This is a genomic window from Bacteroides acidifaciens, from assembly GCF_903181435.1.
Taxonomy (GTDB): domain Bacteria; phylum Bacteroidota; class Bacteroidia; order Bacteroidales; family Bacteroidaceae; genus Bacteroides.
Genome location: NZ_CAEUHO010000001.1, coordinates 252,457 through 269,521, shown reverse-complemented (window position 1 = coordinate 269,521; position 17,065 = coordinate 252,457). Strand labels below are relative to the sequence as shown.

Annotated in this window: 10 protein-coding genes; 1 reads left to right on the top strand and 9 read right to left on the bottom strand. The window is 43.6% G+C overall.

Going from position 1 to position 17,065, the window contains the following annotated elements:
- Positions 1-20: 20 nt before the first annotated feature.
- The 7 genes from CLIN57ABFB40_RS01080 to mutA all read right to left on the bottom strand — a co-directional run bounded on the left by CLIN57ABFB40_RS01080 (position 21) and on the right by mutA (position 12,657).
- Positions 21-1,778: a RagB/SusD family nutrient uptake outer membrane protein gene (locus tag CLIN57ABFB40_RS01080; RefSeq protein ID WP_175628518.1), complete on the bottom strand. Its 1,758-nt coding sequence runs from the start codon at positions 1,776-1,778 to the stop codon at positions 21-23.
- Positions 1,779-1,798: 20 nt separating this feature from the next.
- Positions 1,799-5,320 (bottom strand): SusC/RagA family TonB-linked outer membrane protein, encoded by a 3,522-nt coding sequence (locus tag CLIN57ABFB40_RS01075; protein ID WP_175628517.1) that lies wholly within the window; start codon positions 5,318-5,320, stop codon positions 1,799-1,801.
- A 176-nt stretch (positions 5,321-5,496) separates the two neighbouring features.
- Positions 5,497-6,645 carry a peptidase M26 gene (locus CLIN57ABFB40_RS01070; protein WP_175628516.1) on the bottom strand — a complete coding sequence of 383 codons (1,149 nt, stop codon included), beginning with the start codon at positions 6,643-6,645 and terminating at the stop codon, positions 5,497-5,499.
- A gap of 32 nt (positions 6,646-6,677) precedes the next feature.
- Complete coding sequence (locus CLIN57ABFB40_RS01065; RefSeq protein WP_175628515.1) at positions 6,678-7,661, bottom strand: FecR family protein; 984 nt, start codon at positions 7,659-7,661, stop codon at positions 6,678-6,680.
- Between the two features lie 118 nt (positions 7,662-7,779).
- Positions 7,780-8,400 carry an RNA polymerase sigma-70 factor gene (locus CLIN57ABFB40_RS01060; RefSeq protein ID WP_175628514.1) on the bottom strand — a complete coding sequence of 207 codons (621 nt, stop codon included), beginning with the start codon at positions 8,398-8,400 and terminating at the stop codon, positions 7,780-7,782.
- 206 nt (positions 8,401-8,606) lie between these two features.
- Complete coding sequence (gene scpA, locus CLIN57ABFB40_RS01055; protein ID WP_175628513.1) at positions 8,607-10,754, bottom strand: methylmalonyl-CoA mutase; 2,148 nt, start codon at positions 10,752-10,754, stop codon at positions 8,607-8,609.
- Position 10,755: 1 nt separating this feature from the next.
- On the bottom strand, positions 10,756-12,657 hold the full coding sequence (gene mutA, locus CLIN57ABFB40_RS01050; RefSeq protein ID WP_175628512.1) for a methylmalonyl-CoA mutase small subunit: 1,902 nt from the start codon (positions 12,655-12,657) through the stop codon (positions 10,756-10,758).
- A gap of 271 nt (positions 12,658-12,928) precedes the next feature.
- Between mutA and CLIN57ABFB40_RS01045 the strand changes: the two genes are divergently transcribed.
- Positions 12,929-14,593, top strand: a complete 1,665-nt coding sequence (locus CLIN57ABFB40_RS01045; RefSeq protein ID WP_175628511.1) for a putative transporter — start codon at positions 12,929-12,931, stop codon at positions 14,591-14,593.
- A gap of 83 nt (positions 14,594-14,676) precedes the next feature.
- Here CLIN57ABFB40_RS01045 and CLIN57ABFB40_RS01040 read toward each other — a convergent pair whose 3' ends face one another.
- Entirely contained in the window at positions 14,677-15,312 is a 636-nt protein-coding gene (locus CLIN57ABFB40_RS01040; protein WP_175628510.1) for an AAA family ATPase, read from the bottom strand.
- 332 nt (positions 15,313-15,644) lie between these two features.
- Entirely contained in the window at positions 15,645-17,045 is a 1,401-nt protein-coding gene (locus CLIN57ABFB40_RS01035; RefSeq protein WP_175628509.1) for a DUF5074 domain-containing protein, read from the bottom strand.
- Positions 17,046-17,065 lie beyond the last annotated feature (20 nt).

The window sequence follows — 17,065 nt, the reverse complement described above, 5'->3', positions numbered from 1 at the left end:
ATTTATATTTCTGAATCTAATTAATTAAAGTTCAATCCGTCATTCCAACCGGGATTCTGTGTTACCACACCATTGGACAAAGTACGTTCGCTGATAGGAACAGGATATAAATAATCTCTGTCTTCATTCCATTTTTTAGTAATGAGACTGTGGCAAATGATATAACCACTCTCACCGTTCGACAAGCGAATCTGTTCGCCAATCTCCAAATACAAAGGTACATTTCCGGCAGGTTTCGTTCCAACATAGAAACAGACATCATCCGTACCGTCCTGGTCCAAATCGTAAGTGCCCGGACCGGGAATATAGATTCCCAGCAAGTCATTCTCGAACAGTTTTCCTTCTTTCCAGCGCATGATGTCATAATAGCGGAAACCTTCCATCGCCAGTTCGATAGTCCGTTCACGACGAATTTCAAGAATTACCCCCTGATTGGCTCCTTTCACATTCGGATAACCTGTGGCAGCACTCATCAGGTACGAATCCGGTTTTGAATTAGCCAGTTCCATATCCAGATTCCCCATCCCTACCCTGTCTCTGAGTAACTTGATGGATTTATTAATATCCGCCTGCTTCAAAGTTCCCAATTCGGCTTTTGCTTCTGCAAAATTTAAGTATACCTCTGCCGTACGGAACAGTGGAATATCATTGCATGACTTATTATATTCATCATAATTAGCTGTCATCGAATATTTTATCAAGTGATATCCCGTCATTGTGTAGGCTAGGTTCGGAGCCTCTTTCTTTGTACTTCCTATTCTCGTATATCCGGGAGTACGGATAGTTTGTGCCAAGCGCGGGTCCCGATTCTGACATTCCTGGTCGAAAGTCATTGTTTCATAACCGGCTTTATCCGTGAAACGGCTTCCGTCCGCCATCAGATAAAAATTCACAATCTTCTTATTTAACCCCGGACGTCCCATCGTGGTGGCATTCTCATAATTCTGCACATTATGAAGCACGGAAAGAGAGGCTTCATAGTCGCGACCGAAAATGATTTCATCCGCTTGCAGATTCATGGAAGCGAATAAATCCCTATAAGGTGTGCTGCCCGATTTATAGAGCGTATATCCGCTTTCATTCATAAATGTTTCGGATGCCGAGACACAAGCATCCAAATATTTCTCATAATCCTCTAATCCATGATATTTACGGAAAGTCCCCTCGAACAGACAGACACGGGATTTCAGTGCTAAGGCTGTCCACCGGGTCAGTATATATGCATTTTTTGTTTTCGGAAGATGGGTAATCGCAAAATCCAAGTCGGCCAACATTTTCTGCATGACGAATTCCCGTGAATCCCGGGCTTTATATAAATCCGGGTCGTCCGAATCAAGTGCTTTGTCATACCAGGGAATGTCACCATACCTCTTCACTTTCTCAAAATAGAAATAAGCTCTGAAAAAACGGGCGACACCATCATAGCGGTTACGGGCATTCACATCCGTGCAGTTGTGGGAATACTGCAAATAAAAATTAATATCCCGAAGTGCAGTAAAATTCCAGCCGTTTCCCTCGTCGGGGATGATACGTTGCCCGGACATTTCGAGCATCAAATCGGACTTGACAATTAAATCGGATGATTCGGAATAGATATCGGCGGCAGCCGGAATCAAGTTATTATAAAACTGGTTCGTAAACAACCGCAACTCATCCTCAGTCTTGAAATATACATCCGGATAGAGACGGTCTTTAGGCGTCTTATCCAACCAATCGTCGCAAGAAACGAAAAATACCGCCAATGCGAGCAACCAAGATACTATATAAACAGGTTTCATAATTCAGAATATTATTTAGTTTAAAAAGTTACGTTCACTCCGAAAGAATAGGTTTTCGACCAAGGATACAGTTTAGCGTTACCATTCGCAGATTTAATGGAGTTTTCCGCCGAAGCTTGTTCCGGGTCAATGTAATCGCTCTTTAGCGGAGAGAAGGTAAACAGGTTCTCGCCACTGAAATAGATATGCAGGCGTTCTATCTTCACTTTCTTTGTCCATATGGCGGGAATCGTATAGCCTACTGTTATATTCTTCACCCTGCAATAAGCCAGATTCTGCAAATAACGGTCGTTCACCACTCCCAGGGAACGGTTGTTGCCCAAAGCAAGATAACCTATCGGACGCGGGAAATAAGCATCCGGATTTTCCGGGCTCCACACATTACTCAAGAAATCGCGGGGAATGAATGATGAATACGGACGTGCATACGGTCCCCAGAAAAATACGGAATTCGTACCCGGATACCAATCCTGATGCCCTACCCCCTGAAGATAGATGGAGAAGTCGAAGCCGTACCAGTCGAAACCACCTTGAATGCTATATGTATAGCGCGGCAATGAGTTTCCGATTATTTTCCGGTCGCCGGGGTCATCCGCCGTATTCGAACCGGAAGAAATTTTATGGTCGCCGTCCAAATCGACGAATTTCATGTCACCGGCATGAAGTCCCGGATTCACTTGTGCCGTGTTGATGACGAAGTTCACAGCCGACTGGTCGACATTATAGCTTGCCGCTTCTTCATCTGTTCTGAAAAGTCCGTCTACCACATATCCCCAAATATCACCCAGTTTCTGACCGACATAATAATCACTCAATATCTTGGACGGATTATCGAATTTTGTTATTTCCGATGTGTTGTCTGCCAGACCTACGGACAGGTTATAGCGGAAAGGCTTGTTTGCCAGTTTGAAGGCATCGTTCCAGGTCAACATCAATTCCCAGCCTTTAGTACGCAGATTGGCTGCATTTTGCTTGGGCTCATTAGCCCCATAAGCACCGGGCAATTTCTTGCCGGAAGTTTGCATCCCTTTGGTATCTCTGATATAGGCATCGGCAGTCAGATTCAAACGGTTATTGAAGAAACCGAGGTCCAGTCCCACATTCCAGGTTGAGACAGTTTCCCAAGTCAGGTCTGCAGAGTTCGGGTCGGAAACACTGGCATAAGAACCTTTCTTCTGGTCGCCAAAGATATAGTTCATGGTGCCGTTGGTATCAATAGTCTGGATATAATCATAATATCCTACCTGCTGGTTTCCCAACGAACCGTACGACAGACGCAATTTCACATTATCAATATTCTTCTTCAAGTTTCCGAAAAACGGCTCTTCACTGATTCTCCATCCTACGGAAGCCGAGGGGAAGAAACCGAAACGATGGCCGCTTCTGAACCGGGAACTTCCGTCATAACGCCCGCTCGTCTCGAATAAGTAACGACCACCCTTGTAGGAGTAATTAAAACGATAAAATGCTCCTAAAAGTGCGTATTCATTCTGTCCGCCGGACATAGTCATCGCATCTCCTACTGCCAGGTTCAAGTCATTCAGGTCATCGGAAAGCAAGCCTTGGCGGGAGACTTTAATGTCTTTCAAACGTTTAGTTTCATAGTTATAACCAGCCATAATCTTGAATTGATGGTCGGCAATATCCAACATATAGTCACCATAAACATTGAAAGCCTGATACCAATGATTGGTTTGTGTTTCTTTCAACTGGTTCACGCCGTTTCCGGTAGCCAGATAAGATATTTCACCCGGATATTTGGAATAGGGCACATTCACCGTCCTGTTCATGGTTTGGTAGTTGTAATGCAGGTAACTGTAATTGGCACGGACATTCAGGTTCTTCATCACGTTGAAGCTTGCTTCAAAAGTGGTGGAGAACTCATAGCGTTGGTCTTCATTCTTATGCTTGCCATAAGCAAGGATAGCACCCATCCCATCCAAAACAGCGGAATTGCTCAATGAAGTCAGATACACGGCACTACCGTCAGGATTGACAGGAACGAAGCTGGCCAACGCATGATTCACTGCGGTATTGAAGTTGTTATTGATACCCGATAATCCCGGATAAGAGTAACTATTGTAATGATACTTCGTATTATTGCTGATAGTCAGTCTGGGGGTTATTTTAGCCGAGATTTTGCTTCTGAAGTTATACACCTTGTACTTGTCCGGGTTCTGCCTGAAAATACCAGTCTGATCAACTGTATTTCCAGATAAGTAATAGTTCAGTTTGTCATTTCCCCCGCTGACACTGATATTATGTTCCCACATCGGCCTGTTTTTACGATAGAGATAATTATACCAGTCAAAGTTACCGTAATAGACGTATGTATCTCTTCCGTCGCGTTGGTCGGTCACTACCCAGGGACGTTCCGGGTTCTCCGTTTTATCATTCCGGCGCAGCCAGAGTTGGCGGTAGTCTTCTTCTGTGTAGTTGGTATAAGGCTTTCCATTATAGTTGGTATAAAACAAGTCATTGATACCTGCCGAATAATAGCCTCTGGTTTCAAAATCGGTAGAAGTCGTCTGATTGCTCCATGAATATCTTCCATCATACGATACGGTAGTCTTACGGGCAGAACCTTCTTTTGTAGTCACAAGAATAACACCATAAGAGGCACGCGCACCGTAAATGGCAGCCGAAGAAGCATCTTTCAGCACTGAAATGGATGCGATGTCATTCGGGTTCAAGCGGTCGATGTCTCCCTCTATACCGTCAATCAGAACCAGCGGCGACGCGTTGCCGCTAATAGAATTGACACCACGGATATTGATGGTTGCCGAAGCCCCCGGATAACCCGAACCGAAGGTTACATTCATATTAGGTACTGTTCCTTGCAGCATCTGCGAAGCTCTCGGTACAGGTCTGTCTTCCATCGTTTTACTATCTACTACAACAACAGCCCCCGTCAGGTTGATTTTCTTTTGAGTGCCATAACCAACGACTACCACTTCTTCCAACGTCGCTGTATCCTCACGGAGCATCACTCTCGAAGATTTCTGCAACTCGGAGACTTTGATTTCCTTCTTCTCAAATCCGATATAGGACACTACTACTACCGCATTGACCGGAACGGACGACAATGTAAATTCACCATCCAAATTCGTAATCGTTCCCATAGACTGTCCTACCACCTGTATACTGGCACCGATTACCGGCTCACCATTCACATCGACTACTTTCCCCATAACCCGGTGTAAAGACTGTGACGAGGCGGCAGCAATATTTCGTACCATCTTCTTCGTGATGATAATCATCCGGTTTTGCAGCTTGTACTCTACATCTTTATCCAAAACAGCGGCAAGCACATTATTAACGGTTGCCCGTTGAAAGGAAGCCGTTATTCTCTTGTTTTCGTTAACCTCGTCCGTTTTATAGATAATGGAGTACTTTGTCTGCCGCTCAACTTCTTTCAATACCGCCTTTAGCGGCTCATTTTTAAAGACCTTCGTTACCGTCTGCGCCCCAAGTGACTGGACGCCCATACATAACAGAATCAGGAGAAACAGCCTAAAAAATGAGTTTCTTCGGTCATTCATAATTTTATCAATTAAGTTGTTACAATTTAAAGTGATTTATATTTAAGGATATATATATTCGATTGTAGTGTTTCTCAGAACCGCTTCTATAAGATAAAACAACTCATCATCCGTCTGCCCAACCCCTATAAATACAAAAAAGCAGAAATAATCTGCTTTTTTGTATCGACCGGCGCTCATTTCTCAGCCCACTGGAATACCGGGTAAGCGTCCGTTCCTTTTTTCCAAAGATTCGGATTCCAGGCTACGATAATATTTCCCAGTTCATCCACAGTCTTTGCAACTCCATGAAACGTCGTTCCTGTGGCTGATGATTCATCTGACGTGGTAATCGTACCTCCGTTCACTTTCAGTATGATGCTTTCACAAGCATAACAGTTCTCATAGCTGCCCAAAGAAGCAGAGACACCGACAATACGCCCTACGGTTGACGAAGCATCTGTTCCGGTCAGATTACTCCACGCTACACAGTTCTTGATAGCAATATCACAATTCTTGTCGATTTGCCCCAAAATACCGCCTATGCCACCTTTGGTTGCACTGACTGCTCCATATGCATAGCAGTTCTCAATAAAGCCACCCACACCAACTTTCCGTCCGGCAATACCACCTGCTTTTCCGCCGCTTGCCGCTTGGTCGTTGACGGTTGCACTTGAATAACAGTTCTTTATATAACTTTCCTGTCCATCATAGCTATTTGCCAGTACGCCGGCTATTCCACCTGCCGCACCTGAACCTGTCACTTCCCCGGTCGTAAAGCAATTCACAATTCTTCCCGTCTTACTGCCATTTCCCTTGTCTTTAAGTCCAAGATAACCGGTGATAATTCCAATGCCTTGCCGAGTAGACGATACAGAAGCGTCAACAAAGCCTACATTACGGCAATCACCGCACAATACTCCGAAGAAACTCGGATAATCACCGGCAGAGCATTTAAAGTTTTTAATGACATGGCTGTCTCCGTCAAAATCTATCTCATAAGGAAAATCCCCTGAACCATTCAGCGATTGCCAGTCATCAATACCTGCCATATCAATATCAGCACCCAATTGGAAATAAACTTTTATTCCCGATTTCAGCACACTGCGCATATTCTTAATCTGCGTCCCATTCATTATCACATAAGGTTTGCTGTCCGTTCCGTTTCCTTTCTCGAACAAACCGCCGGCACCGTCTCCGTCACCATCACTATTTCCATCATCCGTTTCCGTCTTTTCAAATGGAACACGAGTATAAGAATCTAAAGGATTAGGGTCAGAACACGAGATTGCAACAGATGCCATCATCAACAGCATCCCAAATCTGCCTATTTGAGTAATATTCATACTTGATTTCTTTACAATTAAACATTGAGTTCTTATCTTATATATATATCCTTTTCCTTATATTCTACTTTGATAGGTATGATTTCTTTAAGTGCGTCCATTACATCTACGATTGTCTCTTTATTGCGTAATGAAACACGGAACTTCATGTCACCCAGCTTATCCGACCCCAACTGAATACGCACATCGTACTGACGGGAAAGTTTCTTCACCATCTCTCCTAATGTGATGTCATCATATTCGATTCTGTCTTCCGCCCATGCCATCGCCTGCCATGCATTGACTTTCTTTCCCTTCAACTGCCCTGTCTGCAAATCCAAAGAAATGGATTCTCCCGGCGACATCTGTATTTGTTCTTCCTTATAATTCAACTCTACCACTCCTTCTTGCAAGGTAGTCGTTATATAAGAATCATCCGGGTAGGCGGATACATTGAACTTTGTACCTTTTACCACCACATCATATTCCTGTGTTTTTACCGTAAATTTCTTTCCATTCTGCCTGGTTACTTCAAAATATCCCTCTCCTTCCAGTTCCACAACCCGGTCGGCTGTATTGAAATGATTCGAATATCTCAATACGGAACCTGAATTCAGCCATACGATAGTACCATCCGAGAGCTGTACTTTACTCTTATCTCCCAACGGAGCCTCGCAGATAAAAAAGGTTTTCGGTGCAAACAAGTAAACTGCCTGCCGGATACCCAGTGTAGTACCGACAATCAACGCTACCACAGCAGCGATACGGGCTATCTTCCATATATTCAGTTTCGGTTTCTTCAATAATGGGACAATAGCTTCCTGCGTGTATATCTTATGCTTCAATGCTTCCCATTCGGCATTGGTCTGCGAATCGGTCACCCTGTTGTTCATCCATTCTTTCTCCCACTGACGGAATCTGCCATAGCCGTCTTCCGCCTGTTCGAGACTTTCAAACAGGGTTCTTTCGTCAGCTCTTGATATACGTCCTTCAAAGTACTGAATAGCCAATGCTCGGATATTTTCTTCTTGCTTCATTATATTCACTTTCTATAAGATGTAACAACCCATATTTCATTTACCCAACCCCCGAAACAAAAAAAGCAGAAAAAACTTTCCTGCTTCTTATTCTTTATATGCTTAAAGAACGTCTTAATCACTTATGCTCCATCATCAGCCACGCCAATATCACTATATATAGGTCTACCGGATAATGTTCGCTGAAATGCCGGGAAAAATACTGCAAAGCTCTTGCAATATGTTTTTCGACCGCCGTAGTGGATATTTGTAGTTTTTCCGCGATTTCCCTGTTCTTCAATCCTCTGAAACGACTTAACAAAAAAATCTCACGCGACCTGTCCGGCAACTGATTGAGCACAAGAGCAATCTGTTCCTGCAATTCATTGTATAATAATTTATGTTCCGCATCCTGCATAAAGTCTGCGTAGTAGAGCCTTTCCTCTCCGTCCAGCTTTGCCAGATACTCCACCCGGTACTTTTCAACAATCGAGCGATGTTTCAAATAATTCAGGCATCCGTTACGGACCATAGAAAAAAGAAGAGAAGTGAGTGAAAGAGCAGATAACATTTCGCGACGTTCCCAAAATCGCAAGAAACACTCCTGAATTATATCGCGAACTGTTTCTTCATCTTCAATAAAACGAATAGCATACCCTCGCAAACGAGGATAATAACTCTTGAACAGAAACTCAAAAGCCGCATTATTGCCTCTTTTCAGTTCCCCCAATAATTGTTTATCATCCATGAAATCTACCATAGTTTAGAATTTTACGCGCAAAGGTACGGTCCAATAGTTAACAAAGTGATGACAATATTATGAATATTTTTTCAATAAATCAAATTTGAGGTACTTTTTATAAAATCCCCCAAAGGAGATATTTCAATAATAAAATACAAAAAAAGGGTCAGCAACTGACCCTTTTTAAAATCTCATTTTATGGCTTATACAACCTGTTGATTGCTTTATTCTTCATCCATAAGAATTTCCAAAATCTGACAAGCAGCTTTCGCTACCGGAGTACCCGGACCGAAAATAGCAGCTACACCTGCCTTATACAAGAAATCATAATCCTGTGCAGGGATAACACCACCGGCAATCACTACAATGTCTTCACGTCCCAGTTTCTTCAACTCTTCGATAATCTGCGGAACCAGTGTCTTGTGTCCGGCAGCCAGTGAAGAAACACCTACTACATGAACATCGTTTTCTACCGCTTCGCGAGCTGCTTCCGCAGGAGTCTGGAACAAAGGTCCCATATCCACGTCGAAGCCACAGTCCGCATAACCTGTTGCTACCACTTTGGCACCACGGTCGTGACCGTCCTGTCCCATTTTGGCAACCATGATACGAGGTTGACGTCCCTCTTTCTTCGCAAACTTCTCAGCCAGTTCACAAGCACGCTTGAAGTCGCTATCGTTTTTACTTTCTGATGAATACACGCCTGATATAGTTCTAATTATTGCTTTATAACGTCCTACAATCTGTTCGCAAGCAGATGAGATTTCACCCAATGTCGCACGAACACGAGCCGCTTCCACAGCCAGTTCCAGCAAGTTGCCCTTACCGGTTTTCACACATTCGGTAATTGCAGCCAATGCCTTGTCCACTTCAGCCTGGTTGCGTCCTTCTTTCAAACGTTTCAGGTTTTCAATCTGTTCAAGACGAACGGCAGTATTATCAATTTCAAGAATATCAATCGGAGCTTCTTTATCCAGACGATACTTGTTCACACCCACAATAGTCTGCTGACCACTGTCGATACGAGCCTGTGTACGTGCGGCAGCTTCTTCGATACGCATTTTCGGAATTCCGGTTTCGATAGCTTTCGCCATACCGCCCAGTTTTTCGATTTCCTGAATGTGTTCCCAAGCCTTATGAGCCAGTTCGTTCGTCAAAGACTCTACATAATAAGAACCGCCCCACGGGTCAACGTTCTTACAAATGTAAGTTTCTTCCTGGATATAAATCTGAGTATTACGTGCAATACGTGCGGAGAAATCTGTCGGAAGAGCGATAGCCTCATCCAATGCATTGGTATGCAGGGATTGTGTATGTCCCAAAGCGGCAGCCATAGCTTCGATACAAGTACGTCCCACGTTGTTGAACGGGTCTTGTTCGGTCAGTGACCAACCGGAAGTTTGGGAGTGAGTACGCAATGCCAGTGATTTCGGGTTCTTCGGATTGAACTGTTTCACAATCTTCGCCCACAACATACGTGCGGCACGCATCTTGGCGATTTCCATAAAGTGGTTTGTACCGATTGCCCAGAAGAAAGACAGACGGGGAGCAAACGCATCAATGTCGATGCCTGCGGCAGTTCCGGCACGAAGATATTCCAAACCGTCGGCCAATGTGTAAGCCAACTCGATATCTGCAGTAGCACCTGCTTCCTGCATGTGATAACCGGAGATAGAAATAGAGTTGAACTTCGGCATCTTCTGTGAAGTATATTCGAAGATATCGGAAATAATCTTCATAGAGAATGCAGGCGGATAAATATAGGTGTTACGCACCATGAATTCTTTCAGAATATCGTTCTGGATAGTACCAGCCATTTCTTCCAGTTTGGCACCTTGTTCCAGTCCGGCATTGATATAGAATGCCATAACCGGAAGCACCGCACCGTTCATTGTCATAGACACAGACATCTTGTTCAAAGGAATACCGTCGAACAGGACCTTCATGTTCTCTAAGGAACAGATAGACACACCTGCCTTACCTACGTCCCCCACAACACGTTCGTGGTCGGGGTCATAACCGCGGTGAGTAGCCAAGTCGAATGCTACCGACAGACCTTTCTGACCGGAAGCCAGGTTACGGCGATAGAAAGCATTTGATTCTTCGGCAGTGGAGAATCCGGCATACTGGCGGATAGTCCAAGGACGGAGCGTGTACATTACTGAATACGGACCACGCAGATAAGGCGGAAGTCCGGCAGCATAGCCGAGGTGTTCCATTCCTTCGAGGTCTTCTTTTGTATAAACAGGCTTCACTTCAATGTGTTCCGGCGTTTTCCAGTCAGCGGAGATACCGTTAGCCTTTTGCCATTCAGCACCGTTAGCAGGCTGAAATGCGGCATATATATCTAAGTTTTTAAAATCTTTTCTCATCTTACTTCAATAGTTTGGCGTTAAACTCTTTCAAGGTATCCAGTACGTTGACACGGACATGGATGAAGTTTTCGATACCTGCTGTTTTCAATTCGTCCATACAAGCAGGAGCACCGGCAACGATAAACATGGCGCGGCCGTCCAATGCCTTGAATGCAGGAATTGCATATTCCGCATATTCATCATCACTTGAACAGATTACAACAATGTCGGCTTTGGCAGCCATAGCTGCTTCCACACCGGCTTCCACCGTTTCAAATCCGAGGTTATCAACCACTTCATAACCGGCACAAGCCAGGAAGTTGCAAGAGTATTGCGCACGTGCCTGACGCATTGCCAGGTTACCGATAGTCAGCATGAATGCTTTCGGACGTTTGCCGGATGCTTCCGTTTCGAGACGCAATGCTTCAAACTCACTCGCAGCACGGTCGAATACCAATGTATCCACATCTTTCTCACAAGTATGGGCATCACCGCCACAGCAGCATTTTGCTTCAACCGGCTGTTTATCTCCGGCCTTTTCATTGAAGTTCGGGAATTGGTTAGTACCCAACAAGACTTCACGACGTTGAGCCACCGCTTTATGACGGGCTTTATTACTTTCGTTGACAGCAGCCTGAACAGTCCCCGCCTTCAATGCTGCATAGAAACCACCGGCTTCTTCTACAGACAGGAATAAGTTCCATGCTTGCTGTGCAATAGATATTGTCAGGTTTTCAATATAATAAGAACCGGCAGCCGGGTCAATTACTTTGTCGAAATGAGATTCTTCCTTCAACAACAGTTGTTGATTGCGTGCCAGACGTTCAGAGAATTCATCCGGAGTCTCGTATGTCTTGTCGAACGGAGTGACAGTCATTGAATCCACACCGCCCAATGCGGCACTCATCGCTTCAGTTTGTGTACGGAGCAGGTTTACGTGTGCATCAAACAAAGTAAGATTGAAAGTAGAAGTTTCGGCATGAACCGCCATTTTTGCCGCGCAACGACATTCACCTTTAGCACCTTTGTTATCACAGTCGCGCAGGCATTCAGGATTGTAAGAAGCAACGATATTCGCCCACAATAGACGTGCGGCACGGAATTTAGCTATCTCAAGGAAATAGTTGGAACTGATACCAAAATTGAATTTGATTTTCTTGGCCACTATGGCAGCAGGAACACCGGCATCGGTCAGTTGGCTCATGTATTCATTACCCCAAGCCAAAGCATAACCTAATTCTTGAGAAATATAAGCTCCGGCATTGTTCAGCGATAATGCGTTCACATTCAGTACGCGGTAGAAAGGAAGCGGTTGGATAGCTTCAATCAGTGCTTTGGCAGTCTGTACCATATCCCCCTTTTCCTTGCCGCGGGTCAGCATCTTGTTGAAGAAATCATAGTTGATGGAGCCTTTCAGCTTCTTCACATCATAATCCTTCTTTTGGAAATAAGCTACCAGCAGATTAGCCAGTTCTACAACGTGTCCCTGGCAAGTAGAGAAGTTCAGTTCAACACACTCAGCCTGAATATCATTCAACAGAGTCTCAAGATATTCCGCATTGAGTTCTTTTGCCTTTACATGGAAAGAAAGTGAATCGACACCTTTGTTCAGGATATCCAGTGCTTTCGCATTGGCATCTTTGGGGCATTCCACTCTGATTTCCTGGCGAACCAGCCACTCATTGTTGTCTTTTTTAGTTCCTCTCAAATACGGGAATTCTCCGGGAAGCGCATCAGTAGTTTTTAAACCTTCCAAATCTTCCATCCGGTAGAAAGGTTTCACTTTGAACCCTTCGTTTGTCTTCCAAACGAGCTTCTTCTCAAAATCAGCACCTTTCAAGTCGGCTGTAACCTTCTCCATCCATTGTTCGGTGGAGACAGGAGAAAAGTCAGAGAAGAGTTTTTCTTTTTTGTCTGCCATAGTTTATCTAAAATTAAAACAAGAATTAATATTGTCTTTATTTTTATCTGTCTCTTTCCAAATGTCTGTTGTTCGACTTGCAAATATAATTAATAAGTTCAAACAAAACTTCTTTTTATAGAAAATTCGCACACCTCTCCGTCCTGTATAGAATCCGTATGGAAATTCTTCTTTTGTGCAATTTTTAGTTCTCCTTTTATTTGATTAGCTCCAATGTTATGACTAATTTTGCACCCGTTTTTAAAAAGACATTATAAAAACTACTATAATTATGGATTGGTTACAAAGTTTATTGTGGGACCCCAGCTCCGTGGCACATATCGTGTTCCTCTACGCATTTGTAGTGGCAACAGGCGTGTACCTCGGCAAGATAAAGATATTCGGAGTATCGCTGGGCGTCACTTTTGTTTTGTTTGCCGGCATCCTGATGGGACACTTCGGCTTCACAGCCGATACACACATCCTACATTTCATCCGTGAGTTCGGATTGATTTTGTTCGTATTCTGTATCGGTCTTCAGGTGGGGCCGTCTTTCTTCTCTTCTTTCAAAAAGGGAGGAATGACATTAAACCTATTGGCTGTAGGCATCGTAGTGTTAAATATTGCCGTTGCACTGGGACTTTATTACTTGTGGAACGGTCGCATAGAATTGCCGATGATGGTAGGTATCCTCTACGGAGCTGTGACAAACACTCCGGGACTCGGTGCTGCCAATGAAGCTCTGAACCAGTTGAGCTACAACGGTCCGCAGATTGCGCTGGGTTATGCCTGCGCATATCCACTCGGTGTAGTGGGTATCATCGGTTCTATCATCGCTATCCGCTATATTTTCCGTGTCAACATGGCGAAGGAAGAAGAAAGCCTGAAAACACAGAGCGGAGATGCACATTTAATGCCTCATATGCTTAGCTTGGAGGTACGTAATGAATCTATCAACGGAAAGACACTGCTGGAAGTCAAGGATTTCTTAGGACGCCAGTTTGTTTGCTCCCGCATCCGTCACGAAGGACACGTAAGTATTCCAAATCACGAAACTATTTTCAATGTTGGCGACCAGTTATTTATAGTCTGTTCTGAAGACGATGCTGCTGCCATCACTGTATTTATAGGTAAAGAGGTAAATATAGACTGGGAGAAACAAGACCTTCCGATGGTATCTCGCCGTATCTTGGTTACCAAGCCGGAAATCAACGGAAAGACGCTGGGGTCTATGCACTTCCGCAGTATGTACGGGGTCAACGTAACTCGCGTCAATCGTTCAGGTATGGATTTGTTTGCCGACCCTAATCTCGTATTGCAAGTGGGTGACCGCGTGATGGTAGTAGGTCAGCAGGATGCGGTAGAACGTGTTGCAGGAGTATTGGGTAATCAGTTGAAACGCCTAGACACACCGAATATCATCACTATTTTTGTCGGTATCTTCTTAGGTATCCTTTTGGGTAGCCTTCCTATCGCATTCCCCGGTATGCCGACACCATTGAAACTTGGGTTGGCTGGTGGTCCGCTGGTAGTTGCCATCCTGATCGGACGTTTCGGTCATAAACTCCACCTGGTGACTTATACGACAATGAGTGCCAACCTGATGCTTCGTGAAATCGGCATCGTGCTCTTTCTTGCCAGTGTCGGCATAGATGCCGGTGCCAATTTCGTACAAACGGTAGTCGAAGGTGACGGTTTGTTATATGTAGGTTGTGGTTTCCTAATCACAGTCATCCCGTTGCTTATCATCGGTGCGATTGCGAGATTATATTATAAAGTGAACTACTTCACTCTCATGGGATTGATAGCCGGTAGCAACACCGACCCGCCTGCGTTGGCTTATTCCAACCAGGTAACTTCAAGCGACGCTCCCGCAGTAGGATATTCTACTGTTTATCCATTATCCATGTTCCTTCGTATTTTAACAGGACAGATGATATTATTGGCGATGATGTAAATCGAGCTTAGCATATAAACAGTAAAGCCGGCTATATCCTTCAACAGAATATGCCGGCTTTATTTATCTTACTTATGCCCGTTTTATACTATCAACTTCAATCTCTTCACCACAAACTCTTCCACAAACCGCACGGTTTCTTCCACACCCAAAGAAGAGGAATCCACGCACAGATGGTAAGTAGCTGCTGCCCCCCAAGTCTTATAGCTATAATAATTATAGTATTCCGAACGTTTCTTGTCCGCTTTTTCGATAATCTCTTCCGCAGCCTCTTCATTCACCTGATGAATCCGGCAAACCCTTTCAATACGGTCTTCCTTCGAAGCCGAAATAAAGATATTCGCACAACGGGGATGCTCGCGCAAGATATAATCTGCGCAACGCCCTACAAACACACAGGACTTCTCCGCCGCCAAACGACGGATGACATCACTCTGCACTTTAAACAGAGCATCATTGCTCAAACAATTAGTGCACGGCATCGCCCCTTCACTGATAAACGGGAAGCGCATACCGAACAATCCCCCGATAATACCCTGTGAAGCCTTTTCGTCCGCTTTCTCAAAGAATTCCTTACACAAGCCACTTTCTTCGGAAGCCAGATTAATCAGTTCTTTATCGTAGAAGTCGATTCCCAAACGAGCTGCCAACTTCTCTCCGATTTCCTTGCCGCCGCTACCCAATTGTCGACCGATGTTAATTACATAATTACCGTTCATAGTACATTTTGTTTTATGGTTTGGTAGCAAACATACGACTTTTTTCTAAAACTCACATCATCAGACGAAAGTTATATTTGAAAGTAACGATGAAATATCCTTTAATTTCCTGCGTGCGGAACTCATAGTTTCTTCAGAAAACTTACTACTCTATCGTTTTATTTAAACAAATTACATCCCAATCACACAAATCATAGATACTTACATCTGAAAATCACTTTTGAAAATAGCAAGACGAAAGCATTATTTCCCAAAAACTGGAGAATATAAAAAGCGGCTAAAAGCAAGAGTTACTTATTCTTGCTTTTAACCGCTTTTTTAATGGTTGATAATTATTTATTTAAACCTACATCCACACGTACTTTTTTTTCAACTCTCTTTCCATTCGAAATAGCAGTTATCTTACACTCTGTACTACCAATGTGCTCTTTAGCGGTCACAGTCAACATTCCAGCCGCCAAAGAATAGTTCACTAGTTTATTTTCCGCAAATTCCACTTGACGGATGATTGAAGCAGAAGTATTATCCGCATCAACTATTTTTTCAGTCAAATCAATGACCTTGGTTTCTCCCGGAGACAATAGTATCTGATTAATTAAGATTTCCGGTTTGTTAGCATCCTCAAAGAAAGGTACTGCAGGGAACCAGTAATATCCACTTTCTCCGGAATCACCTCCACCTTTCACTTCTATTTCTTTTTCCAAAGTTCCGCTCGGGCTGATGATATAAACCCAGTTATAACTTTCATATCCACGAGCTACTGTAGCAATTACACGATCTGTTATAGGGTCTACACGAATACCAGCTCCATAAAAAGTTAATTGTTTATTTTCATGCTTTCCTAAAGTATAAAAAGCCGAATTAAATGCCTGAGTATCTATATCATATTTTACTACTACAGTACTACTCCATCCACCGCTTGACCAATAAAGGGTATTACTTTGAGTACTAGCGCAAAGACTTCCCGCATTCCAAGCTCCCCAAGAGCCACTTAATTTCACTCCCCCAGGATATTCCATCGTTTCTTCTTCCAATGTAACAGGATTTACTTTTAAGAAGTTATTAGCCGTAGCAATCCATATTGTTCCATCTTTACTTCTTGTTAAAGTATTAAATGCACCCTCCAATGTTTTTTCAACTTTATTGGTCGTTACATCAATGATATAGACCTTTTTATTTGTCAAAGCAAAAATGCGTCCTTCCGCAAAGCACATTGCTCCCATCTGATCGGAAATTCCTTCCACCGGATTTCCCAGTTGCAAATTAGTTATATCAAACTGACGGATACCACCATTGTAACCAATATAGCCCAATTTATCGTCCACTCCAACGAAAGTACGTCCGTCTCCTCCTATATCCGTAAATACTGCTTTCTTCTTTAATGTGCTCGCGTCTGCTACAACAAAGCGGTCTCCTTGTTTAGAAAGCAAATAGATATTATCTCCCCATGTTGTTCCAAATTGAGTTGTCACACCTAATTTTTCGCCCGCATTAGCTGCCCGATAAGCCCGATACACCACATCGTACCCGTCTCCATTCACTTTAAAATAATTCACAGTACCATTATCATGTCCGAACCAATCCTCATTAGCTACATAAAAGCCTTTCGCCGGAATGACAGCAGACGGCTGTGAATCCTCTATAACTTCAACATACTCCAGTTTTTCATCATCATCACAAGCTGTAAAGCCAATACCAAGCGCAACAAACGCCAATAAAAAATACTTTTTCATTTTCTTCTGTTTTCTATATT